The following is a 23,141-nucleotide window of genomic DNA, read 5'->3' on the forward strand; positions in this document are numbered from 1 at the left end:
GAAGCTAAGCCTCTCAGCGCCGATGGTACTGCCCGGGGGACTGGGTGGGAGAGTAGGACGCCGCCGGACATCATTCCGAAAAGGGGGTCAGAGCACATGCTCTGGCCCCCTTTTCGCTGTCTGTCGTCCGAGTACGACCGCCTGGAGACTCCACGGCGTTGCCCCACGAACGAAGAGGTACCTGGCTCATGACTTCACCCCGACGTGGCGCCGGCGGCGCCGACCGCGGCCGCGGCTCCGGTGGCAACCCTGGGCAGGCTGGTCGTCCGCAGGGCCGTGATGGTGCCCGTCCGGCTCGGCCGGCGGGACACCGCGGCCAGTCCGGCGGTACCGGGGGCGGCGGAGGCGGGTACCGCGGAGCTGCGTCACGTGATGATCGTGGCGGTCAGGGTGCTGGGCGCCCTTCGGGCGACCGCCCGCAGTGGCAGGACCGTCGCCCCGCCGGCGGCGGTGGCGCTGGTGGTGGCGGCGATCGACTCCGTGGGGACTGGCAGGAGCGTCGTCCCTCGGGCGGTGGCGAGCGTCCCCGTGGCGACTGGCAGGACCGGCGCCCCAGCGGTGGGCAGCGCCCCGCCGGCGGCAGTGGGGGTCGACCCCAGGGCGGGCAGCGGCCGGACCGCGGTGGTCGCCCGACGGGTGACCGGCCGGCGTGGCAGGACCGTCGCCCCGCCGGTGGCGACGGCGGCCGCGACGCCCAGGACCGCGGGTCGGTTTCTCCCCAGCGCCCGCCGGGTGCACGCGAGCGCGAGCGTCTGAGCGGCGACTGGCAGCCCAGGTACGGTGCGGGCCGGCCGCAGCGCGGCGGTGACGAGCGTGGCCGACCGGGTGGTGACCGTGCCGACCGTGGCGCGCGCCCGTTGGGTGACCGCCCGGCCTGGCAGGACCGCCGCCCGTCGGGTGACCGCCCACAGCGTCCCTCGGGCGACCGCCCCGATCGTGGCAACCGTCCCTCCGGCGACCGTCCGGCGTGGCAGGACCGTCGCCCCTCGGGCGACCGTCCCGACCGTGGTGGGCGGCCGGCGGGTGACCGTCCGGCGTGGCAGGACCGCAACGGTTCCGACGACCGTCCTGACCGGGTGAACCCGGCGTACGGGCGCAGCGAGCGGCCGGGTGGCGATCGTCCCGACCGTGGCGCGCGCCCGTCGGACGACCGTCCCGCCTGGCAGGACCGTCGTCCCTCCGGCGACCGGCCGCAGCGTCCCTCCGGCGACCGGCCCGCGTGGCAGGACCGTCGTCCCTCCGGGGACCGTCCCGAGCGTGGCGCCCGTCCGTCCGGGGACCGGCCCGCGTGGCAGGACCGGGGCCCTGCGAGCGACCGTCCGCAGCGTCCCTCTGGCGACCGTCCCGACCGTGGCGGCCGGCCGTCCGGCGACCGTCCGGCGTGGCAGGACCGCCGTCCCTCAGGGGAACGGCCGGCCGGCGCGGGGCGTCCCTCCGGCGACCGTCCCGCGTCGCAGGACCGTCGCCCCTCCGGCGACCGTCCCGACCGTGGTGGTCGCCCCTCGGGTGACCGTCCGGCGTGGCAGGACCGCCGCCCCTCCGGGGGTGAGCGGACCGGGGGGTTCGCCGAGCGCAGGCCCGCCGGCCCGCCGATCCCCGAGTGGGCCGACCCCCGCCAGCTGGACTCGTCGGTGCGCCAGGCCCTCCGGGGTCTGGACTCCCGCAACGCCGAGGTCGTCGGCCAGCACCTGGTCGCCGCCGGTGGCCTCGTCGACGAGGACCCCGAGACCGCCCTGGCCCACGCTCGTGCAGCCCGGGACCGCGCGTCCCGGATCGCCGCCGTGCGGGAGGCCGTGGGGGTTGCCGCGTACCACGCCGGTGACTACGCCGAGGCTGCCAGCGAACTGCGGGCGTACCGCCGGATGAGCGGCGACCAGGGCTACCGGGCCGTCCTCGCCGACTGCGAGCGCGCCCTGGGCAAGCCCGAGGTGGCCCTGCGCCTGGTGTCGGAGGCCCTCGCGGCGCGGCCAGAGCCCGAGGAGATCGTCGAGCTCCAGCTCGTCGAGTCCGGGGCACGACAGGACCTCGACGAGCTGCCTGCCGCGGCGCTCGTCCTGGAGAGTGCCCTGGGCGGGCGACCGGATCCGGAGTCGCTGCAGGCCGGCGACCTGGGCCGCCTCCGGTTGGCCACGGCCTACGCCGACCTGCTCGTGGTCCGGGGGGACGCCGAGCTCGCCGACCAGTGGTTCAGCGCCATCATGGCCGCCGACCCCGAGGACGAGACCGGCGTGTCCGAGCGGTTCTCCGGCATCGAGTTCGACGAGGACGACGACGACCTCGAGGACGGCGACGACCTCCAGGACGACCTCGACGACGACCTCGACGACGACCAGGCCGACGACGAGGTGGGTGACGAGCCGACTGCAGTCCCCGAGGCCGTCGACTCCTCGGATGCCGGCGACACGGGTGACTCCGACCTCGACACCTCCGTGGACACCGCCGGTGGTGCGATGGTCGAGCCACAGGCGGCCTCCGGGTCTGAGGCGGTGGCAGAGGCGGCCGCAGACGGTGCCGGGGACAGCTCCGAGGAGACCGACGACGACGAAGACCTCGTCGACGGCGAGGACGTCGGGCCGGGCTACGACCCGGACGAGGACGACGTCGAGGCCGAGGTCGCCGAGCTGCTGGGAGAGATCCCGGCCCCCGGGTTCTCCGACGAGCAGGCACCCAGCACCACGAGCGTCCCCCGGTCGGGTGCCGCCGGGCACACCGGGCTGTTCCAGGCCGCCGAGATCGCCGAGGACACCCACGGTGACGACGACGGCGACGAGCAGGTCCCGACCCGCAGCTGACGGTCGCCGTCCACATGCACCGGGCCCGTCCACAGATCGTGGGCGGGCCCGTCGTGTGTCCACCTGGGGGGTGAGGCTCCTGCCATGAGCCTGGCCCTGATCGACCGCAACGACGTCGTCCTCCGCGGACGCCTGTCAGCACCCGTCGAGCTGCGTCCCCTGCCCAGCGGGGACACGCTGCTCCTGTTCAAGCTCGTCGTCCGCCGCGAGTCACCACGCCCGCGGGGTCCCAAGAGCGACGTCCTCACGTGTGTCAGCACCGCCAAGGGCCTGATCACCCGGGCGCAGGCATGGCACCCCGACGACGTCATCGAGGTCGACGGCGCACTGCAGCGCCGCTTCTGGCGGACGCCGAACGGCACGGCGGTCGCCTACGAGGTCTCGGTCCGTGGGGCTCGCAAGGCCACCCGGTCCCACGCCCGGCGCGAGACCGCGGTGGACGGTGCGTGAAGGTGTGAGCCGCGCGAGGACGCCTGCCTCAGTGAGGCCGCAGCACCAGGCCCGTGCGCGGCTTGGGCACGAAGAGCGTGGACTTGCGGGGCATGCGGGCGCCGGACCGCGCCACCGCAGCCACGTCGTCCGGCGTGGGGGAACGCAGGAGCAGCGCCACCCCGGCGGTCTCCTGGGCGGACCGCAGGGCCTCGTCGGGGTCGTGGGCGACGAGCACGTGCGCCGGGTCGTCGGGGAGCCCCCAGAGCGCGCCGACCAGGCCGTGGTGGGCGAGGACCACGTCGAGTGCCCGCCAGCTCGCGGGCTGGTCGGTCGGCACCCGGTCCCGCACCGCCGTTGTCGGGTCGCCGAGCTCCAGCAGGTCGTGGCCGTCACTGAGCAGGATCCGGCCCCGGTCGCTCCCGCGGGTCCACTCGTGGACGGCTGCGACCACCCCCTCGGCGGGCACGGGCAGCTTCGTCACGGTGAACCCGGTGGCGGCCGCGCCTCCTGCCGCGGTCAGCTCGAGCCCCGGCACGACGCGGTGGATGGCGCGCAGCCGCAGCCCGCCGGGTCCCATGGGCGTCAGCAGGGCGAGGACGGAGCCCGACCCGGGTGCCCCCGAGGCAGCGTGCGCGCGGGCGGCGGCGAAGCGGTGGTGGCCGTCGGCGATCACGGCACCGGTCCGTCCCAGGCCGGAGACGACGCGGTCCAGCAGGTCGGCGTCCTCGACCCGCCAGAGCGTGTGCCGTACGCCGTCCGGGTCGGCCACCGTCATCGTCGGTCGACCGGTGGCCACCCGGTCGGCCACCGCCGCCACGTCGGCGTCGGGGTCGTGGGCGAGCACGATCGGCTCCAGGTCGGTGCGGGTCGCGGCCAGCAGCAGGCGTCGGCCCTCCACCGCGGGCGCGTACGTGTCCTCGTGCGGCAGCACCGCACGCGACCCGTCCTCCGGGACGGCCACCGCAGCCAGCCAGCCGGTGGTCTCGGAGCCGTCGGCCGAGAGCATCCGGTACAGCCACAGCGCTGGGCCGGCGTCCTCGGTGAGCACTCCCGAGGCGCGCCAGGCAGTCAGCGTCCCGGCCGCCGACGCCGCTGTCGCGGCGGGGTCCGCGGCGGTGGGCCGGTCGTCGTCCACACCGGGCAGGATCAGCCGCACCACGTTGTGCGGGTCGGCGGCTGCCAGACCCGCCCGCCCCTGCGCGGTGACCAGGTCGTAGGCCGGCGAGCTGACCCGGGACAGGTGGGCCGGGTCGTGCTGCGCGTAGACCAGGGCCCCGAACGCCGCGACCCGCAGGGTGTCCGACCGTGACGACGGCGGGGGACCGGGGGGTGGCGTGGGCATCCCGCGATCGTAGGAGCGGCTCCCGGACGGACGCCCGCCCCACCGACCGCCGGCCCCGGCAGCCGCGGGACGGACGGGCCACAGCGTGCGACCCGGGGGGTTGTGGTGCGATCAACCGGCAGACCGACCCGGTCACCGCCACCACCACCCCGGAGGACCCCGTGACCGTCGAGCACCCCGAGGTGCCCCTGCTGGCCGCAGGCAGCGCCCAGCCGCCGACCGCCGTCCACGACGTTGCGCTGCTGGACCTGGACGGCGTGGTCTACGTGGGCCCCGACGCGGTCCCGGGTGCCGCCGAGGCCCTGCGGGCAGCCCGTGACACCGGCATGCGCCTGGGCTTCGTCACCAACAACGCCGCGCGTACCCCCGAGGAGGTCGCCCGGCACCTGACCGAGCTCGACGTGCCGGCCGAGGCCGCCGACGTCATCACCAGCTCCCAGGCCGGTGCCACCGTCGTCGCCGAGCGGTTCGGCGACGGCGCCGCGGTGCTCGCCGTGGGTGGTCCCGGCGTCGCTGCTGCGCTGCGGGCCGCGGGTCTCCAGGTGGTCGACAGCGCCGAGGACGGCCCGGTGGCCGTGCTGCAGGGCTACGGCCGGGACGTCGGGTGGGTCCAGCTGTCCGAGGCCGTCGTGGCGGTGCGCGGGGGAGCGGTGCACGTGGCCACCAACACCGATGCCACCATCCCCTCGCCGCGCGGGGTCCTGCCCGGCAACGGCGCGCTGGTGGGTGTGGTCAGCGCCGTCACCGGCCAACGGCCGGTCGTGACCGGCAAGCCCGACCCGGCCATGCACGCCGAGTGCGTGCGACGCACCGGGGCCCGCACCCCGCTGGTGGTCGGCGACCGGCTGGACACCGACGTCGAGGGAGCCCAGCGGGCCGGTGCGCCCAGCCTGCTCGTGTTCTCCGGCGTCACCACCCCCGACGTCCTGCTGGCCGCCGGCCCCGAGCACCGGCCCGACCTGATCGCCGACGACGTCGCCGGCCTGACGCGCAGCCACCCCGAGGTGGTCCGCGAGGGTGCCGACTGGGTGTGCGGTGGGTGGCGGGCCACGTCGGACGGGGAGGGCGGGCTGCTGCTGGCGGGCCCGGACGGCGGCGCAGCGGGCACGGACGACGGCCTGGACGGCCTCCGCGCGCTGTGCGTCGCGCACTGGGCCGACCACCGTGCCGACGCGGCCCCGGCCCGGGTCAGCGCCGCCGACGGGAGCGGCGACGAGGCGGCGGCGGCGTTGCGGCGCTGGCAGCTGACGGAGGGCTGAACCCTGGACCGCCGGCGAGCGCCCGGGACCTCAGAGCAGGGAGCGCAGGCGCAGCATGTCGCGGAGGCCGGCCTCCAGCTTGACCCGACCACTGGCCCAGGCCGAGCCGAACGACAGCTGCCCGGCGGTGAGCTCCAGCAGGTCGTCGCTGGTCATGGTGAACCGGATGTCGGCCTTGGGCACCGACGGGCTCTCGGGCACGGCGGTCACGTCGTGCGCGGAGCCGCTGGCGAGGCGGCCCTGGACCACCTGCTGGAGGTCGGTCAGGCGGCAGGAGACGGTCCGGTCCAGGCCCTGCGCGGCCGGGTTGGCGGCCAGCTTGCCGACGAACCCCTCCAGGGCGCTCATGCACTGCTCGAGGGTCGCCACGCTCGGGTGCCTCCACGGTCGGCGGGTCGGCAACGCGTCTGCGGCGCCCCGGGCACGCTACCCCGGGGGTCCCGCGGCCCCGGTCCTGTCGGTGCCGGGCAGTAGCCTCGGGGATGAGCGGTGCCGGTCGTCGCGGTTGTCGCGGCACGCCCTGGCCCACCGGTGCAGGCCGGGGGAGAGGACGGTCCGTGGGTCCCCCGTGGACCTGCCGCCGGGACCCAGGCACCTGCACACCGACACGGCCACGAAGGCAGGGAGGGGCACACGTGACGCAGACCGGTCGCCCGCTGCCCGGACCCCCGCGGCCGGTACCCGGGTCCCCGAGCCCGACCGCCCGTCCCGGTCCGGCACCCGCCGCGGTCTCGGAGGGCGACGGTCCCGATCCCGCGGCCGCCCCCTCCGGCTCCCCGGCCGACCCGGTGGACACCCTCGCCGAACGACTGCAGGCGGTGCCGGTCGCAGGCCACGCGGCCGTGCTGGAGGCCGAGCACGAGCGGCTGCAGCGCCGCCTCGCCACCATCGACCAGCTGTGACCGCACCCCGACCCACCCCGTGCGCGACGACGGTGGGCTCCTGATGGCCCGCCGTGCCCGGCTGGACGCCGAACTCGTCCGGCGCAAGCTGGCGCGCTCCCGGGAGCACGCCCAGACCCTCATCACCGAGGGCAGGGTCACCGTCGGCGGGCAGCTGGCCACCAAGGCGGCCACCGGCGTCGAGGCCGGCACGCCGGTCGTCGTCCGCACCGACCCGGACGCGCCCAGCTGGGTGTCCCGGGGGGCGCACAAGCTGATCGGTGCGCTGGACGCGTTCGGTGTCGACGTCACCGGCCGGCGGGTGCTCGACGCCGGCGCTTCCACCGGGGGCTTCACGGAGGTGTCGCTGGACCGTGGCGCCCGGGAGGTCGTGGCCGTCGACGTCGGCTACGGCGAGCTGGCCTGGTCGCTGCGCACCGACGAGCGGGTCGCCGTCCACGAGCGGACCAACGTGCGCACCCTGACACCCGAGGACATCGGCGGCACCGTCGACCTCGTCGTCGCCGACCTGTCCTTCATCTCCCTGCGCCTGGTGCTGCCCGCCCTCACCGGGTGCACTCGGCCCGACGGGGAGCTGCTCCCCATGGTCAAGCCCCAGTTCGAGGTCGGCCGGGAACGGCTGGGCACCGGTGGCGTGGTCCGCGACCCCGCACACCGGGCCGACGCCGTCCTCACCGTGGCCGGGGCAGCCGCCGACCTGGGCTGGGGCACCGCCGGGGTGGTCGCCAGTCCGCTGCCCGGCCCCGCCGGCAACGTCGAGTTCTTCCTCCGGCTGCGGCGGGACGCCGCACCCCCCGACCCCGAAGCCGTCCACCGAGCCGTCCAGGAGGGCCCCCAGTGAACCTCGAGAACAGCGTCACGCCGGACACCGACCAGGCCTGCGCGCCCGCCTCCGACGGGGTCCGCCGGGTCCTGCTGGCCGCGCACACCGGGCGCGCCGACATCATCGCGCTGGCCCGCACCGCAGCGGCCCGGCTGACCGCGGCCGGGATCGTCGTCCGGCTGCTGGACGACGAGGCCGTCGACCTGCAGATCGAGGGCGCCGAGGTCGTCGCGTTCGGGCCCGAGGCCGCGCAGGGCGCCGAGATCGTGCTCGTGATGGGCGGGGACGGCACGTTCCTGCGTGCCGCCGAACTCGCGCGCTCCACCGACGCCGCGCTGATCGGGGTCAACCTGGGCCGGGTCGGGTTCCTCGCCGAGACCGAGCCCGAGGCCGTCGAGGAGACCCTCGCCGCCATCGAGCGCTGCGAGTACTCCGTGGAGGAGCGGCTCACCCTGGAGGCGCACGTGTTCGACGCCGACGGGGAGCGGGTGGGCGGCACCTGGGCGCTGAACGAGGCCTCCGTGGAGAAGGTCGAGCGGTCCCGGGTGCTGGACGTGGTGCTGGCCATCGACGGACGGCCGCTGACCAGCTTCGGCTGCGACGGCGTGCTGGCCGCGACCCCGACCGGCTCCACCGCCTACGCCTTCTCCGCGGGTGGCCCCGTCGTGTGGCCCGACGTCGACGCGATCCTGCTGGTGCCCACCAACGCGCACGCGTTGTTCTCCCGGCCGCTGGTCACCTCGCCCAACGCGGTGCTGACCATCGCCATCCCGCCGGACGGGACCCGGGCCCGGGTGTCCGCCGACGGGCGCCGGGTGGTCGACATCCCGGCCGGCGGCCGGGTCGACGTGCGCCGCTCGGACCGGTCGGTGCGCATCGCCCGGGTGCACCCCACGACCTTCGGCGACCGGCTGGTGGCCAAGTTCGGGCTGCCCGTCCGGGGGTTCCGGGACGCCCGGTCCGCGCACGCCGGCCCCGGCCGGGAGCTGGCCCCGACGCGGCGCAACGTGCTGCTGCGCGACGACACCGCGGAGCCGGCCTCGACCCCCGGCACCGGTGAGCAGCACGGAGGGGCACCGCATGGCACCGCGTGAGCGGAAGAAGGCCACCCCGGCGCCCTCGCCGGCGGTCCAGGCGGCGCCCGTGGCGTCGGCGCGGCACGGGGCGCTGAGCGAGGTCCGCATCCACGGCCTGGGTGCCATCGACGACGTGACCCTCGACCTCAACCCGGGGTTGACGGTCGTGACGGGGGAGACCGGTGCCGGCAAGACCATGGTGGTCACCGGGCTCACCCTGCTCTTCGGCGGGCGAGCGGACCCGGGCCGCGTCCGGGCGCAGGGTCGAGCCGGGGTCGAGGGTCGGCTCGTGCTGCCGCCGGACAGCCCGGTGTGGGCGCGGGCCGCCGAGGCCGGCGCCGAGGCCGACGAGGACGGCAGCCTCATCCTCGCGCGCACGGTCAGCGCCGAGGGGCGGTCCCGGGCCTACCTGGGGGGACGCAGCGTCCCCGTCGGCGTCGTCGCCGAGATCGCCGAGGACCTCCTGGCCGTGCACGGCCAGACCGACCAGCTCCGGCTGACCCGTCCGGCCGAGCAGCGCCGGGCCCTGGACAGGTACGCCGGTCCGGCGCACCTCGAGCTGGTCGAGGCCCACCGGGCCGCGCACGCCCGCTGGCGTCAGCTCGCCGAGGACCTCGAGCGCCGACGGACCCAGACCCGCGAGCTCGCGCAGACCGCCGAGGTGCTCCGGCGCGGTCTGGAGGAGATCGCCGCCGTGGCACCCCAGCCCGACGAGGACACGGCACTGGACGCCCAGGCCACCCGGCTGGGCGACGCCGACGCCCTGCGTGGCGCCGCCGACGAGGCCCGGCTCGCGCTGGTCGGTGACACCACCGGCGACCTGGGCGGTGGCGAGGACCTCCCGCAGGACGCGACGACCGCGCTGGCAGCCGCCCAGCGGGCGTTGGCGGCCTCCGGCGACCCGGCCCTCGTCGCCCTGGCCGAGCGGCTGGGTGACGTCGGGGCGGTCGTCGCCGACGTCGGGGTGGAGCTGGCCGGGTACGTCGCCGACCTGGACGCCGACCCCGCCCGCCTGGCCGAGGTGCTGGACCGCCGAGCCGCCATCACCACGCTCGTGCGCACCTACGCCGACCACGGCGCCGGGGTGGGTGGGGTGCTGGCCTGGGCGGAGGACGCCACCGACCGGCTGTCCCAGCTCGACGTCTCCGACGAGGCCCTGGAGGCGCTGACGGCGTCCCGGGACGCGGCCCGTGCCGAGCTGCGGGAGCTGTCCGAGCGGGTCTCGGCCGGCCGGACCGCCGCCGCCGAGGGGTTCGCCGCCGACGTGGGCCGCGAGCTGGCCGGCCTGGCGATGAAGACCGCCCGGGTGTCCTTCGCCGTCACCACCGACCTGGAGTCGCCCGGTCCGGAGGGGGCCGACGAGGTCGCGCTGCTGCTGGCCGCGCACCCCGGCGCCCCCGCCCGCCCGGTGCACAAGGGCGCGTCCGGCGGCGAGCTCTCCCGCGTCATGCTGGCCATCGAGGTGGTCTTCGCCGGTGCCGACCCGGTGCCGGTGATGGTCTTCGACGAGGTCGACGCCGGGGTCGGGGGTCAGGCCGCCGGGGAGATCGGCCGAAGGCTGGCCCGGTTGGCGGGGGAACACCAGGTCGTCGTCGTCACCCACCTGGCGCAGGTCGCGGCGTTCGCCGACACGCACCTGGTGGTCGACAAGACGCCGGACTCCGGGGCCGGGGTGACCGCCACCGACATCCGCGCGGTCGCCGGCGAGGACCGGGTGCGCGAGCTCGCCCGCATGCTGTCCGGGCTCAGCGACAGCGACACGGGGCAGGCGCACGCCCGCGAACTCCTGGCGGTCGCCGGGCAGCCCCAGTGACCTGAGCGGAGGGCCGGGACCGGCCGGCCGAGGTGCCCAGCGCACGCCGGTCGGTGCGGTCAGGCCCTCCGCTTGTCGTAGCCGGCCAGCCCGAACTGCAGCAGCGCGAGGCCGCGTTCCCCGCGGGCCCGCAGCTCCTCCACGAGGTCGTCGGTGCCGTCGGGGCCGAGCACCCGGTCCCGCGCGAGCTCCAGCAGCGCCTGGTAGAGCCCGAGGACGGCGTTCGCGGTCAGCCAGGGCTCCAGTTCGCCGGGCTCGGCGCGGGTCTCCAGGGTGATCTGCTCGGCCAGGGCGTCGGTGAGCTGCCCGAGGATCTCCCGCTCCCGCACCTGCAGGGTCCGGGAGCCGCGGATGACGCGTGCCATCTCCGCCACGGTGCCCGCGGCGCGCGGGTCACCGAGCCGGCTGCACGCCGCGACGATGAACGTGCCGGCCGCGGCGGCGACGGACTCCCCGGCGCGCCGACGCCGCACGGCGTCCAGCAGGGCTGCCTGCATCGGCGGGTCGGCCTCGAAGACCAGGCCCTCCTTGACCGGGAAGTGGTTGAAGACCGTCTTCTCGACCACCCCGGCGCGCTGGGCGATCTCCAGCACACTGACGTGGTCGAAGCCGCGCTCCACGAACAGCGCGGACGCCGCGTCCACGATCGTCTCCCGGGTCTGCTGCCGCCGGACCTCACGCAGGTTCTGCCCGCCGCGGCGGCGCTTGGGCGCGGGCGCACCGGAGGCGGTGCTGCCGGTCGGCGGCGTGTCCGCCGGGGTCGCGGCGGCCCGGGCAGCGGTCGCCGCAGCGCCCTTCGCGGCAGCGCCTTCCACCGCAGCGCGCTTCGGCACGGCGCGCTTGGTCGCAGCGCGCTTCACCGGAGCGCCCTTCGGCGCGGCGCTCTTGGTCGCAGCGCGCTTCACCGGAGCGCCCTTCGGCGCGGCGCTCTTGGTCGCAGCGCGCTTCACCGCAGCGCCCTTCGGCACGGCGCTCTCCGGCACGGCGCGTTCGGCCACCGCACGCTCGGCACGGTCGTCGTCACGCAGTGACGTGTCGTCCACCACGGGGTCGGCGTCCGGCTGTGGACCGGCGTCGGTGGACGACCCGGCGGGGGAGCCGTCAGCGCCGGCAGCGGGGGCGGCGTCCACGTCGGGACCGGGGTCCGGGACGACCGTCAGGCCCGCGTCCAGGACTGCGTCCACGGTCGGCACCGCGGGTTCGGCGACGGCGAGCTCGTCCTCCTCCGGGGAGGCGGCGCGAGCGGCCTCGCGGGCGTGGGCGCGCGCCTGGGCTGCGACGACGTCCTCCGCGCGGACCTCGGCTGCCGTCGCTGTAGCGACCGGCACCTCGATCCCGGTCGCCTCGGACAGGACAGTCGCTGCAGCTCGCCTCGTCCGGGCCCCACCAGTCACCCGAGCCACGCTAGACACCCCACCGGCCGGCCCTCCACGCCGCTCCGGGCGGCGGCCGGGCGAGTCGCCGGGGGGTGGTGTCGTTCACCCTCCGTGAGCGGACGAGTGCGTCTCAGCCGGCCGCGGGAGCGCGTCGGGCGGGAGCGTGATCAGCCCCGCGTGCGACCATCGCGGCCATGCGCATCGGCACCATCCGGCGGAAGAGCGCCGCTGACACGGCCCCTGGGGTGACCGGGACCGTGCGACTGGACCGCCGCACCAAGAACCTGACCAAGCGGCTGCGCCCGGGCGACATCGCGGTCATCGACCACGTGGACATCGACCGCGTCAGCGCGGACTCCCTCGTCTCCTGCAAGGTCGCCGGCGTCGTCAACGCCGCGGCCAGCACCTCGGGCCGTTACCCGAACCTGGGTCCCGGGATCCTCGCCGCGGCCGGCATCCCGCTGCTGGACAACGTCGGCAAGGAGGTCTTCGCCGACCTCAAGGAGGGCACCACCGTCCGCCTGGACGGCGACACCCTCTACGTGGACGACACCGCCGTCGTCACCGGCACGGAGCAGACCGACGAGACCATCGCCGTGGCGATGACCGAGGCCCGCGCGGGTCTGTCCACGCAGTTGGAGGCCTTCGCAGCCAACACGATGGAGTACATGAAGACCGAGCGGGCCCTCCTGCTCGACGGTGTCGGCGTCCCGGACGTGGCGACCCAGATCGACGGCCGGCATGTGCTGATCGTCGTCCGTGGGTACGACTACAAGGAGGACCTCGGGGCGCTGAGGTCCTACGTCCGGGACTACCGCCCGGTGCTGATCGGGGTCGACGGCGGGGCCGACGCGCTCATCGAGGCCGGCTACCAGCCGGACATGATCATCGGGGACATGGACTCGGTCTCGGACTCCGTGCTGCGCTGCGGGGCCGAGGTGGTCGTGCACGCCTACGCCGACGGCCGCGCCCCCGGTCTGCAGCGCGTGCTGGACCTCGGTGTCGAGGCGATCACCTTCCCGGCCGCGGCGACCAGCGAGGACATCGCGATGCTGCTGGCCGACGAGAAGGGCGCCACGCTCATCGTCGCGGTGGGCACGCACGCCACGCTCGTCGAGTTCCTCGACAAGGGCCGCGGTGGCATGGCCTCCACGTTCCTCACCCGCCTGCGGCTGGGCGGCAAGCTGGTCGACGCCAAGGGCGTCTCCCGGCTCTACCGCAGCCGCATCTCGACCCTCGCCCTCGTCCTGCTGGTGCTGGCCGCATTCGTGTCGATCGGGGCCGCGCTCGCCGTCTCGACCACCGGTCAGATCTACCTCGACCTGCTGGTCGACCAGTGGGACAGCCTCGTGTTCTGGTTGGAGAACCTCTTCTCGTGATCGACTTCCGTTACCACCTCGTCTCGCTGATCGCGGTCTTCCTGGCGATCGCGCTGGGCATCGTCATCGGGACCACCGCCCTCAACGGCCAGCTGACCGACAACCTGCGCACCCAGGTCACCGGCCTGCAGGAGGACAAGCGGGCCCTGGAGGACGAGACCCAGGGGCTGCAGGCGCAGCTGGACGCCACTGGCGGGTTCGCCGAGGAGGTCGGCCCCGCGCTGGTCGCCGGCACCCTCACCGGTCGCTCGGTCGTGCTGGTCGTGGGCAACGAGGACGTCGACAGCGACGTGGTCGACGAGATCAGCTCGCTGATCACCGACGCCGGCGCGACCGTCACCGGGACCGTGGAGCTGTCGCCGGCCTACAGCGACCCGGCCACCGCGCAGAGCCTGCAGACCTACGTCACCGGCCCCGGCGGCCTGCCCCCGGGCATCACCGCCCCGGAGACCAGCGACACCGCCGAGCTGGTCGCCAGCCTGCTGGCCCAGGTGCTGGTGATCGCCCCCAGCGGTGCGGTCGCCGAGGACGGCAGCGTCGTCCCCGGCACGGCACCGGACAGCACCGCCACCTCCCAGGTGCTCGCCGGCCTGGCCGCCCTGGACGTGCTCAGCGTGGGCAGCGACTCGGTGAGCGCGGCGGACTACGCGGTGTTCCTCACCGCCGGCGCCGTCACCGGGGACGACGCCGAGGCGCGCAACGCCGCCCTGCTGGACCTGGTCAGCGCGCTGGACGCGCAGGGCTCGGGCGCCGTGGTCAGCGGCAACGCCGCATCCGCCGGCGACGGTGGGCTGGTCGGGGTCATCCGGGCCGACACCGAGGCCTCCACGACCATCTCCACGGTCGACAACGCGAACGCCCCCGAGGGCCGGATCAGCACCGTGCTGGCTCTGTCGAGCGAGGGCCAGGGGACGTCGGGCCGGTACGGTACGGGCGAGGACGCGCAGCCCGTCCCGCCGGTCCCCGCCCGCTGATGGCCTCCCGGCTGGTCCTCGCCGCCCTCGGCGCGGGCGTCGTCCGGGCCGGGCTCGCCGGGGCGCTCGAGGCCGCCGAGCGGCCCGCGGCCGCCCGCTGGCGGCGCACCAACTACGCCCGTCGGCCGCTGACCCTGCTCGGCGGCCCGGTGCTGGCCGCGGCCGCCACCGGGTCGGCGGTGCTGGGCGCCCCGGCGGGGACCCGTGCGGCGGCCGCCCTGGTGGGGACGGTGGGTGCGGTCGTCGGGGGCTACGACGACCTGGCGGGTGCACGTCCTGAGCAGGCCCGGGACAAGGGCCTGGCCGGCCACCTGGCCGCGCTGCGGGCCGGCCGGGTGTCGGCCGGCGCGGTCAAGGTCGCCGGACTCGGTGCGGCGGCGGCCGTCGCGGCCGTGCTGACCCGCCGGGGGACCGGCGCCGGCGCATGGGTGGACGGCGTGCTGACCACCGGCCTGGTGGCGGGCACCGCGAACCTGGTCAACCTGCTGGACCTGCGCCCGGGCCGGGCCGCCAAGGCCGGCTCGCTGCTGGCCGCCGGCACGCTGGCCGGTCCCGTCGGCGGTCTGGTCGCCGGCCCCCTGGGTGCCGCGCTGGCGGTGCTGCCCGAGGACCTGGGCGAGCAGGTCATGCTCGGTGACTGCGGAGCGAACTCCCTGGGCGCGCTGCTGGGTCTCCGGTTGGCCGGTGCGGAGTCCCGGGCGGCCCGCGTGGGCGCACTGGCACTGGTCACCGGGCTCACGCTGGCGAGCGAGAAGGTGAGCTTCACCGCCGTCATCGAGTCCACCCCGGGCCTGCGCGAGCTGGACCGTCTCGGCCGACGCCCCGCCTGAGGTGACCCGCCAGCAGGCCGTGCGCGGCGTCGCCGGGGCTGCCGCGCTCATCGCGGTGCTCACCGTCGTCGCCCGGCTCGCCGGGTTCGGGCGCAGCGTGGTGTTCACCAACACCGTCGGTGCCGCCAGCACCGGTGACACCTACCTGGCCGCCAACAACGTCCCCAACATCGTCTTCGAGGTCGTCGCCGGCGGGGCGCTGGCCAGCCTGATGGTCCCGATGCTGGCCGGCGGGATCGCCGCCGGGGACCGGGAGCAGGTGCGCCAGACCGCCTCGGCGCTGCTGGGCTGGGCGCTGCTGGTGCTCACCCCGTTGGCCGTCGCGCTGGCGCTGCTGGCCCGCCCGATCGCCGTCGGTCTCCTCGGGGACGACGCCGCCGACCCGGCCAAGGTGGACCTGGCCGCCCGTTTCCTGGTCGTCTTCGCCCCGCAGGTCGTGCTCTACGGCATCGGGATCGTGCTGACCGGGGTGCTGCAGGCGCACCGTCGTTTCGCCGGACCCGCGCTGGCCCCGCTGCTGTCCTCGGTCGTCGTCGCCGGGGCCTACCTGACCTTCGCCGGCATCGGCGGCGCGCGGGCGGCGGAGGACCTGTCCCGGCCCGCCGAGCTCGTCCTGGGCGTCGGGACGACGCTCGGGGTGGTCGCGCTGGCCGGCTGCCTGCTGCTGCCGCTGCGCGGTCTGCGCCTGGGGCTGCGGCCCCGGCTGCGGTTCCCGGTGGGGGCGGCGCCGAGGGTGCGCCGGCTGGCCGTGGCCGGGGTGCTGACCCTGGCCGGGCAGCAGCTGGTCGCCGTCGTCGCGATCCGGCTGGCCAACGCCGGGGGCGTGCCCGACGGCACCCAGGTCGTGTACTTCGCCGGCATGACGCTCTTCCTGCTGCCCTGGGCGGCGCTGGCGGTCCCGCTGGCCACGTCGGCCTACCCCGGGCTGTCCGAGCGCGCTGCCCGCGGTGACGACGAGGGCTTCCGCCGGGTGCTGGCCCCGGTGGTGGTCCTGGTGGTGGCGCTGTCGGCGCTCGCCGCAGCGGGACTGGTCGCGGTGTCCGGGCCGATGGCGCGGGTGTTCCTCGCCTCCGACCGGGACGCCGCATCGGCGGCCGCCCTGGCCCCGACCATCGTGGCGTTCGTGCCCGGCCTGCTCGGTTACGGGCTGGTCGCGGTGCTGACCCGGGCCCTCTACGCCCGCGGGCTCTGGAAGGCGCCCACCGTGTGCGTCGGCGGGGGATGGCTGGTCGCCGTGGCCGCGGACCTGGTGCTGGCCGGTGTGCTGCCGGGCGACCAGCGGGCCGTCGCGCTGGCCACCGGCCACACGATCGGGGTGACCGTCGCCGGGCTGGGCCTGCTGATGGTGGTCCACCGGGTGGTCGGGGCGCAGGGGCTGGCCGGACTGCCGCGCACCGGCTCCGTCGCCGTCCTGGCCGGGGTGCTGGGCGGTGCTGCGGGGCTGGCCGTCTCCCGCGCGCTGGACTCGGACCCCGTGCCCGGTGGCGGGGTGCTCGCCGCGGTCGGCATCGGCGTCCTGGCCGGGGGCACGGTGCTGGTGGTCGCGGCGGTGGTCATGATGGGACTGGCCCGGCGACCGCTCACGGCCGCCGTGCGCGGGCTCCGGTCCGGCGGGGACGCGGACACCGGGACGGACCGGGCACCGACCGAGGGCACGGACCGAGCAGACAGGGGTGACCGGTGACCGAGCAGGAGCAGCAGGTGCTCGCCGGGCGCCGGGTCGCGCAGGTGCTGGCCACCAGCACCGGCGGGGTCGGCACGCACGTCCGGTCGGTGCTGGCCGCGCTGGGCCGTGCCGGGGCGCAGGTCCGGGTCTGCGGGCCGGCTGCGACCGACGCACTCTTCGGTTTCGCCGCGCTCGCGGCCTTCCGGCCGGTGGGCATCTCGGCCGGGCTGGACCCGGTCGCCGACCTGCGGGCCGTCCGCGCGCTCGCCCGGGCCACCGCCGACGTCGACCTGGTGCACGCCCACGGGCTGCGCGCCGGCCTGGTCGCGGCCGCCGCCCGCCGCGCCGGCCGGGCCACCCACCCGCTCGTGGTCACCCTGCACAACGAGCTGCCCCCCGGCGGGGGGCTCAAGCGCGCCGTGCTCGCCCGCGCGGAGGCCGCCACCGTCCGGGCCGCCGACGTGGTGCTGGCGGCGTCGGGGGACCTGGCCGAGAACGCCACCCGGCTCGGCGCCCGCGACGTCCGGGTCGCCCCGGTGTCCGCCCCGCCGCTGCCCGCCCCGCAGCGGGACCGGGCGCAGGTCCGCGCCGACCTCGACCTGGACGGCGACCGGCCGCTGGTGGTCGCCGTGGGCCGGTTGCACCCGCAGAAGGGCTACGACACCCTGCTGGACGCCGCACGCAGCTGGACCGACGCCCTCGTCGTCGTCGCCGGTGACGGACCGCTCGAGCAGCCCCTGCAGTCCCGCATCGACGCCGAGGGCCTGCCGGTGCGGTTGCTGGGGCGGCGCGCCGACGTCGCCGACCTGCTCGCCGCCGCCGACGTGTGCGTGCTGCCCTCGGTCTGGGAGGCCCGCTCGCTCACCGCCCAGGAAGCGCTGCGCTCGGGCACCCCGCTGGTCGCGACCCGGGTCGGCGGCATCCCCGAGCTGGTCGGTGACGCCGCGGTGCTGGTGCCCGCCGGTGACGCCGGTGCACTCGCCGACGCGGTCACCGCCGTGCTCACCGACCCGGCGCTGCGCGACCGGCTGACTGCAGCAGGGCCGGCCCAGGCGGCCCGCTGGCCCGACGAGGCGGGCACCGCCCGCCAGCTCGTCGCCCTCTACCGCGAGCTGCTCGGACCGGCGGACCGGTGACGGTCGCCCGCCGGGCCCTGGTGGTCCTGCTGGCGTCGGTGGCCGTGCTCCTCGGCCTGGGAGCGCCGGCCGGTGCCGCCGAGGAGACCTCCTACGCCGCGGACCGGGTCGTCGTCCTCGGCGTCCCCGGGCTGGTCTGGTCCGACGTGGACCCCGACGTCATGCCGCAGACGTGGACGCTCGCGCAGGAGTCCGCGATCGGCGCGCTCAGCGTCCGGGCCGCGCGCTCCACCACGTGCGTCCTGGACGGCTGGGCCACCCTCGGGGCGGGCAACCGTGCGCGCTGGGCCCAGGCCGTCGAGCCGATCCCGCCCGTGCCGCTGCCGCCCGACCCCGGCGCGGAGGCCCAGGACGACCTGCCGGCCGCCGTCCCGGACATCTTCGGACCCGACACCCCCGAGGACACCTCGCTGTCCTACTGCGGGCTCCAGGAGCAGGTCGCCAACGTCGGGATCGCCGCCCCGGCGGTTGCCGTCGCCCGGGTCGCCGAGGACGAGGCCACCGCGCGGTTCGGCGCCGAACCCGGCGCCCTCGGGGACGCCGTCCCCTGCGTCAGCACCGTCGGCCGGGCGGCGTCCGTGGCCGCCGCCGGCCCGCAGGCGACGCTGACCCAGGTGGGGGAACTGCCCGCCGACGCGGCCGGCATCGCCGGGGTGGTCGCCGGGTGTCCGCTGACGCTGGTCTCGCTGGGCGACCTCACCGACGCCGGCGCGCCCAGTGCCGACGAGACCGACACCGGCACCCAGCCGCTGCCCCGCGGTGCCGCCCTGGGCCAGGTCGACCAGGCCGTCGGCGCCGTGCGCGCCGCACTCACCACGCTGCCCGGGGACACCCTGCTGCTCGTCCAGGGTGTGTCCGAGGTCAACGACGGCCGCCCCCAGCTGCACGTCGCGATCGCGAACGGCCCCGGCTACGACGGCGGCTGGCTCACCTCCGCCAGCACCGGGCGGGCGCCGTTCGTGCAGCTGATCGACACCGCGCCCACCGCGCTGCGCGCCCTGGGACTGGACGAGCCGACCTCGATGAACGGCCAGCCGATGAGCGCCACGGGGGAGCGGCCGGCACTCGCCCGGGCCGTGGCCGACCTCGACGAGGCCAACACCCGGGCGATCGTGCACAACCGCACGACCGGGGACTTCTTCTGGATCCTGGTGCTGGTGTCGGCGGTCGTCGTCGGACTGGGGCTGCTCACCCTCGGCGGCTGGCGGGCCCCGCGGTACACCCCGCAGCGGCTGCGCGACTGGTGGGCCCGCCGGCAGCCCAGCATCGCCACCCGCAACCGGCTGCGCCGCTTCGTCCGGCCGGTCTGCCTGGCCGCCGCGTCACTGCCGGTGGCCACCTACCTGGCCAGTGCCGTGCCCTGGCAGGACGGCGGCGCCCCCCGGACGGCGCTGGCCGGCTCCGTCGCCGTCCTCACCGCGCTGGTCACCCTCGTCGCCTCCCTCGGCCCGTGGCGGCGCCGGCGGCTGGGCCCCGCGGTCGCCGTCCTCGTGGTCACCCTGGTCACCCTCCTCGGAGACGTCGTCACCGGCTCGCACCTGGAGCTGGACGGCCTGCTGGGCTACGACGCGATCGTCGCCGGCCGGTTCACCGGCTACGGCAACCTCACCTTCGGCCTGCTCGCGGTCAGCGGGCTGCTGCTGACCGCGGGCCTGGCCGTGGTTCTGGCCCGACGCTCGGCGGGTGGGGGACGGCGGCAGGTGCTGCTGGTGACCCTCGTCGTGGGTGTCGTCGTCACCGGGCTGATCGGCGCGCCCTCGCTGGGCCGGGACTTCGGCGGCGTGCTGGCCGCGGTGCCGGGGTTCCTGCTGCTGGCCATGCTGCTGGCCGGCATCCGGGTCACCGTCGTCCGGCTGGTGGCCGTGCTGGGCGTGGCCGTGCTCGCCGTGGGCACCGTCGCGGTGCTGGACTGGCGGCAGCCCCCCGCGGAGCGCAGCCACCTGGGCCGGTTCGTCGCCCAGCTGGTCGACGGGCAGGCCTGGACGGTGGTCAGCCGCAAGGCCGAGGCCAACCTGGGCATCCTGGTCGGGAGCCCGCTGTCCTGGACCCTGGCCGTCGCCCTCGTCGCGGCGCTGTGGCTGCTGCGCCCGGGTGGCCTGCTGCGCAGCCGGCCGGTCGGCAGCCCCGGGGACCTGCCCGCGGCCGACGTCCTGGTGCTGCGGGCCGCCCTGGTCGCCACCGCGCTGAGCCTGACTATCGCCGCCGCGGTCAACGACTCCGGCGTCGCCGTCCCGGCCACCGCGGCGACCCTGCTGGTGCCGCTGCTGGTGTGGTTGGCCGCTGCCCCGCGGCGCCTGCCGGACGGTGACGCAGCACCCGCGGCGGACGACGGGGGAGCGGCTGGGGACCGTGTTAGCGTGAGCGCCCGTGGGTCGACTGGCTGAAACGCGGAATCTGCTCCCCAACTCGCAACCGACGAAGTTCGTCTTCGTGACCGGTGGCGTCGTCAGCTCCCTGGGCAAGGGACTGACCGCGAGCTCGCTGGGGGCCCTGCTCTCGGCCCGCGGTCTGCGGGTGACGATGCAGAAGCTGGACCCCTACCTCAACGTGGACCCGGGCACGATGAACCCGTTCCAGCACGGCGAGGTCTTCGTCACCGAGGACGGCGCCGAGACCGACCTGGACATCGGGCACTACGAGCGCTTCCTGGACGCCGACCTCACCGGGCGGGCCAACGTGACGACCGGGCAGGTCTACTCCGACGTCATCGCCAAGGAGCGGCGCGGGGAGTACCTGGGCGACACCGTGCAGGTCATCCCGCACATCACCAACGAGATCAAGGCCCGGATGCTGGCCGGCGCAGACTCCGCCGAGCGGGTCGACGTCGTCATCACCGAGATCGGCGGCACCGTCGGCGACATCGAGTCGCTGCCCTTCCTGGAGGCCGCGCGCCAGGTCCGGCACGAGCTGGGCCGGGACAACTGCTTCTTCCTGCACATCTCCCTGGTGCCCTACATCGCGCCGTCCGGTGAGCTGAAGACCAAGCCGACCCAGCACTCGGTCGCCTCGCTGCGCAGCATCGGCATCCAGCCCGACGCGCTGGTCTGCCGTTCCGACCGGGAGATCGGCGAGGGCCTCAAGCGCAAGATCAGCCTGATGTGCGACGTCGAGGCCGAGGGCGTCATCTCCTGCGCCGATGCCCCCTCGATCTACGACATCCCCAAGGTGCTGCACACCGAGGGCCTGGACGCCTACGTCGTCCGCCGGCTGGGGCTGCCCTTCCGGGACGTCGACTGGACCGTCTGGGGCGACCTGCTGGACCGGGTGCACAACCCCCAGCGCACGGTCACCGTCGGCCTGGTCGGCAAGTACATCGACCTGCCCGACGCCTACCTGTCGGTCACCGAGGCGCTGCGTGCCGGCGGGTTCGCCAATCACACCCGGGTGCAGATCCGCTGGGTGCCCAGCGACGAGTGCCAGACGCCGGAGGGTGCGGCCACCGCGCTGCACGGCGTCGACGCGGTCTGCATCCCCGGCGGGTTCGGTGTCCGCGGCATCGAGGGCAAGCTCGGCGCGATCCGGCACACCCGGGTCAACGGCATCCCGACGTTGGGGCTGTGCCTGGGGCTGCAGTGCATGGTCATCGAGACCGCCCGCGACCTGGCCGGCATCCCCGACGCCAACTCCGCGGAGTTCGACCCGGACACCGAGCACGCCGTCATCTCCACGATGGCCGAGCAGCTCGACGTCGTGGCCGGCGACCGGGACATGGGCGGCACGATGCGGCTGGGCTCCTACCCGGCCGCGCTGGTCAAGGGCTCGGTCACCGCCGCCGCCTACGGCTCCACCGAGATCACCGAGCGGCACCGGCACCGCTACGAGGTCGCCAACGCCTACCGCGACCAGCTGTCCGCGGCCGGCCTGGTCTTCTCCGGCACCTCACCGGACGGCACGCTGGTGGAGTTCGTCGAGCTGCCCGCCGACGTGCACCCCTTCTTCGTCGGCACCCAGGCGCACCCCGAGCTCAAGAGCCGTCCGACCCGGCCGCACCCGCTGTTCGCGGCGTTCGTCAAGGCCGCAGTGGGCTTCCAGGAGTCCGCCCGGCTGCCGGTGCCCGAGGCCGCCGAGATGGGCATCTGATGTACGAGGTCCTCGCCTCCGAGAAGGTCTACTCGGGGCGGGTCATCTCGCTGCGGCGGGACACGGTGGCGATGCCCGAGGGCGGCACGTCGGTCCGTGAGGTCGTCGCGCACCCGGGTGCGGTCGGTGTCGTCGCGCTGGACGAGGACGGCGCGGTGGTGATGCTCAAGCAGTACCGGCACCCGATCGGTGAGCACCTGTGGGAGCTGCCGGCGGGCCTGCGCGACGCCGAGGGCGAGCCGCCGCTGGAGACGGCGAAGCGCGAGCTGGCCGAGGAGGTCGGGCTCGCCGCGGAGCGCTGGCAGCTGCTCACCACCTCCTACTCGACGCCGGGATTCTGCGACGAGCAGGTCGGGCTCTACCTGGCCGAGGGCCTGTCGACCGTGGACCGGCCCGAGGGCTTCACGGTGGAGCACGAGGAGCTGGACATGACCGTCGAGCGCGTGCCGCTGGACACCGCGGTGCAGATGGTCTTCGACGGCACGGTGCGCAACGCGCTGGCCGTCATCGGGCTGCTCGCCGCGACCCGCGCCCGCACGTCCTCACCGCAGCTGCGCCCGGTCGACACCGGCTTCTGAGCCCAGGCGCAGGCCCAGCCGGCGCAGTTCCAGCTCGGCGAGGGCCTGCGTCGCGGCCGGGTCCCGGTCCCGCCAGGCGGCACCGGTCCCGGCCGGCAGCGCGGCCAGCGCGGTGAGCGGGGCGGTCGCGACGGCGCGGGCGGCCAGCAGCTCGAGGTCCAGCCGGGTGGTCGCGGCCGCCTGCCGGGCCCAGCCCAGCCGCCACGGCAGCCAGCGCACCAGCGCCCAGCCGACGGGGATCACCACCAGCGCGACGGCGAGCACCAGCGCCAGGGTGGCGACGGCGTCCTGCAGGCCCTGCCCGGCCCCGGCCACCCCGCTGCCGGAGTCGCCCAGTGCCTGGAAGGGCACCGCCAGGTCGTCGCCGACCAGCGGCACGTCCTCGGCGACCCCGGCAGCGTCGCCCATGGTGACGCTGATCGAGCGACCCAGGTCCTCGACCGCGACGCCGGGCTCGGCCAGCACCAGCACCGCGCGGTGCACGACCCGGGCCAGCCACACCCACAGCGCCGCCCAGGCGAGCAGGCCGACGTCGGCGGCGAGCTGGCGGCTCCGCAGGGCGGGTCGTTCGGCGTAGAGCAGCATCGCGGGGCCCCCGGTCTCCGTCGGGGCCGGCGGACCCCGTGCCCGGCCATTCTCGCGGTGCCGGTGCCCCGGCGTGTCCCGGGGCGGGAGCGGCGGGC

At 76.0% G+C, this 23,141-nt stretch carries 19 protein-coding genes; 15 read left to right on the forward strand and 4 right to left on the reverse strand.

The genetic code is table 11. The features are described 5' to 3' along the window. Positions 1-1,631 precede the first annotated feature (1,631 nt). Positions 1,632-2,792 carry a tetratricopeptide repeat protein gene (locus AC0IVP_RS08985; protein WP_056300211.1) on the forward strand — a complete coding sequence of 387 codons (1,161 nt, stop codon included), beginning with the start codon at positions 1,632-1,634 and terminating at the stop codon, positions 2,790-2,792. Between the two features lie 84 nt (positions 2,793-2,876). Further along, positions 2,877-3,242, forward strand: a complete 366-nt coding sequence (locus AC0IVP_RS08990; RefSeq protein WP_471756031.1) for a single-stranded DNA-binding protein — start codon at positions 2,877-2,879, stop codon at positions 3,240-3,242. A gap of 28 nt (positions 3,243-3,270) precedes the next feature. Here AC0IVP_RS08990 and AC0IVP_RS08995 read toward each other — a convergent pair whose 3' ends face one another. Beyond that, positions 3,271-4,566 (reverse strand): DUF1015 family protein, encoded by a 1,296-nt coding sequence (locus tag AC0IVP_RS08995; protein ID WP_471756033.1) that lies wholly within the window; start codon positions 4,564-4,566, stop codon positions 3,271-3,273. Between the two features lie 161 nt (positions 4,567-4,727). Between AC0IVP_RS08995 and AC0IVP_RS09000 the strand changes: the two genes are divergently transcribed. Beyond that, positions 4,728-5,825: an HAD-IIA family hydrolase gene (locus tag AC0IVP_RS09000; protein ID WP_471756035.1), complete on the forward strand. Its 1,098-nt coding sequence runs from the start codon at positions 4,728-4,730 to the stop codon at positions 5,823-5,825. A 30-nt stretch (positions 5,826-5,855) separates the two neighbouring features. On the opposite strand, the gene AC0IVP_RS09005 is transcribed toward AC0IVP_RS09000, so the two are convergent. After that, the gene (locus AC0IVP_RS09005; protein WP_235564981.1) at positions 5,856-6,173 is read right to left on the reverse strand and encodes an alkyl sulfatase C-terminal domain-containing protein; all 318 of its coding nucleotides are present in this window, start codon (positions 6,171-6,173) and stop codon (positions 5,856-5,858) included. 287 nt (positions 6,174-6,460) lie between these two features. Between AC0IVP_RS09005 and AC0IVP_RS09010 the strand changes: the two genes are divergently transcribed. Genes AC0IVP_RS09010 through recN form a run of 4 tightly spaced genes read left to right on the forward strand, consistent with a single transcriptional unit; the run spans position 6,461 to position 10,439 of the window. Next, a complete protein-coding gene (locus AC0IVP_RS09010; protein WP_056300198.1) occupies positions 6,461-6,727 on the forward strand; it encodes a hypothetical protein in 267 nt (88 codons plus the stop codon). Positions 6,728-6,746: 19 nt separating this feature from the next. After that, complete coding sequence (locus tag AC0IVP_RS09015; RefSeq protein WP_471756037.1) at positions 6,747-7,568, forward strand: TlyA family RNA methyltransferase; 822 nt, start codon at positions 6,747-6,749, stop codon at positions 7,566-7,568. Continuing rightward, positions 7,565-8,644, forward strand: a complete 1,080-nt coding sequence (locus tag AC0IVP_RS09020; protein ID WP_082557195.1) for an NAD kinase — start codon at positions 7,565-7,567, stop codon at positions 8,642-8,644. The genes AC0IVP_RS09015 and AC0IVP_RS09020 overlap by 4 nt, the downstream gene beginning before the upstream one ends. Next, on the forward strand, positions 8,631-10,439 hold the full coding sequence (gene recN, locus AC0IVP_RS09025; RefSeq protein ID WP_471756039.1) for a DNA repair protein RecN: 1,809 nt from the start codon (positions 8,631-8,633) through the stop codon (positions 10,437-10,439). The genes AC0IVP_RS09020 and recN overlap by 14 nt, the downstream gene beginning before the upstream one ends. Before the next feature lie 59 nt (positions 10,440-10,498). Here recN and AC0IVP_RS09030 read toward each other — a convergent pair whose 3' ends face one another. Then, positions 10,499-11,767 (reverse strand): TetR/AcrR family transcriptional regulator, encoded by a 1,269-nt coding sequence (locus AC0IVP_RS09030; protein WP_471756041.1) that lies wholly within the window; start codon positions 11,765-11,767, stop codon positions 10,499-10,501. Between the two features lie 242 nt (positions 11,768-12,009). Here AC0IVP_RS09030 and steA point away from each other — a divergent pair, with 242 nt between their 5' ends. From steA to AC0IVP_RS09070, 8 genes are read left to right on the forward strand one after another with little or no spacing between them, the layout of a single operon-like run. Further along, positions 12,010-13,194 carry a putative cytokinetic ring protein SteA gene (gene steA, locus AC0IVP_RS09035; RefSeq protein WP_471756043.1) on the forward strand — a complete coding sequence of 395 codons (1,185 nt, stop codon included), beginning with the start codon at positions 12,010-12,012 and terminating at the stop codon, positions 13,192-13,194. Continuing rightward, positions 13,191-14,168, forward strand: coding sequence for a copper transporter (locus tag AC0IVP_RS09040; protein WP_471756045.1), 978 nt, complete (start codon positions 13,191-13,193; stop codon positions 14,166-14,168). The genes steA and AC0IVP_RS09040 overlap by 4 nt, the downstream gene beginning before the upstream one ends. Next, positions 14,168-14,998 (forward strand): hypothetical protein, encoded by an 831-nt coding sequence (locus AC0IVP_RS09045; RefSeq protein WP_471756047.1) that lies wholly within the window; start codon positions 14,168-14,170, stop codon positions 14,996-14,998. The genes AC0IVP_RS09040 and AC0IVP_RS09045 overlap by 1 nt, the downstream gene beginning before the upstream one ends. A 1-nt stretch (position 14,999) precedes the next feature. After that, positions 15,000-16,682 (forward strand): murein biosynthesis integral membrane protein MurJ, encoded by a 1,683-nt coding sequence (gene murJ / locus AC0IVP_RS09050; RefSeq protein WP_471756049.1) that lies wholly within the window; start codon positions 15,000-15,002, stop codon positions 16,680-16,682. Further along, positions 16,679-17,800 (forward strand): glycosyltransferase family 4 protein, encoded by a 1,122-nt coding sequence (locus AC0IVP_RS09055; protein ID WP_471756051.1) that lies wholly within the window; start codon positions 16,679-16,681, stop codon positions 17,798-17,800. Before murJ ends, AC0IVP_RS09055 begins: the two co-directional genes overlap by 4 nt. Continuing rightward, positions 17,797-20,184 (forward strand): hypothetical protein, encoded by a 2,388-nt coding sequence (locus AC0IVP_RS09060; RefSeq protein WP_471756053.1) that lies wholly within the window; start codon positions 17,797-17,799, stop codon positions 20,182-20,184. Before AC0IVP_RS09055 ends, AC0IVP_RS09060 begins: the two co-directional genes overlap by 4 nt. Further along, entirely contained in the window at positions 20,168-21,880 is a 1,713-nt protein-coding gene (locus tag AC0IVP_RS09065; RefSeq protein ID WP_471756055.1) for a CTP synthase, read from the forward strand. Before AC0IVP_RS09060 ends, AC0IVP_RS09065 begins: the two co-directional genes overlap by 17 nt. After that, positions 21,880-22,458, forward strand: coding sequence for an NUDIX domain-containing protein (locus tag AC0IVP_RS09070; RefSeq protein WP_471756057.1), 579 nt, complete (start codon positions 21,880-21,882; stop codon positions 22,456-22,458). The genes AC0IVP_RS09065 and AC0IVP_RS09070 overlap by 1 nt, the downstream gene beginning before the upstream one ends. Here AC0IVP_RS09070 and AC0IVP_RS09075 read toward each other — a convergent pair. Beyond that, positions 22,423-23,043: a hypothetical protein gene (locus AC0IVP_RS09075; RefSeq protein WP_471756059.1), complete on the reverse strand. Its 621-nt coding sequence runs from the start codon at positions 23,041-23,043 to the stop codon at positions 22,423-22,425. The genes AC0IVP_RS09070 and AC0IVP_RS09075 overlap by 36 nt on opposite strands. Positions 23,044-23,141 lie beyond the last annotated feature (98 nt).

The sequence above is a fragment of the Klenkia sp. AC732 genome (assembly GCF_979256525.1).

Bases quoted from the DNA above. Each gene is read 5' to 3' on its own strand.
- AC0IVP_RS08990 (WP_471756031.1), top strand. From the start codon at position 2,877: ATGAGCCTGGCCCTGATCGACCGCAACGACGTCGTCCTCCGCGGACGC.
- AC0IVP_RS08995 (WP_471756033.1), bottom strand. From the start codon at position 4,566: ATGCCCACGCCACCCCCCGGTCCCCCGCCGTCGTCACGGTCGGACACC.
- AC0IVP_RS09005 (WP_235564981.1), bottom strand. From the start codon at position 6,173: ATGAGCGCCCTGGAGGGGTTCGTCGGCAAGCTGGCCGCCAACCCGGCC.
- recN (WP_471756039.1), top strand. From the start codon at position 8,631: ATGGCACCGCGTGAGCGGAAGAAGGCCACCCCGGCGCCCTCGCCGGCG.
- steA (WP_471756043.1), top strand. From the start codon at position 12,010: ATGCGCATCGGCACCATCCGGCGGAAGAGCGCCGCTGACACGGCCCCT.
- AC0IVP_RS09045 (WP_471756047.1), top strand. From the start codon at position 14,168: ATGGCCTCCCGGCTGGTCCTCGCCGCCCTCGGCGCGGGCGTCGTCCGG.
- AC0IVP_RS09070 (WP_471756057.1), top strand. From the start codon at position 21,880: ATGTACGAGGTCCTCGCCTCCGAGAAGGTCTACTCGGGGCGGGTCATC.
- AC0IVP_RS09075 (WP_471756059.1), bottom strand. From the start codon at position 23,043: ATGCTGCTCTACGCCGAACGACCCGCCCTGCGGAGCCGCCAGCTCGCC.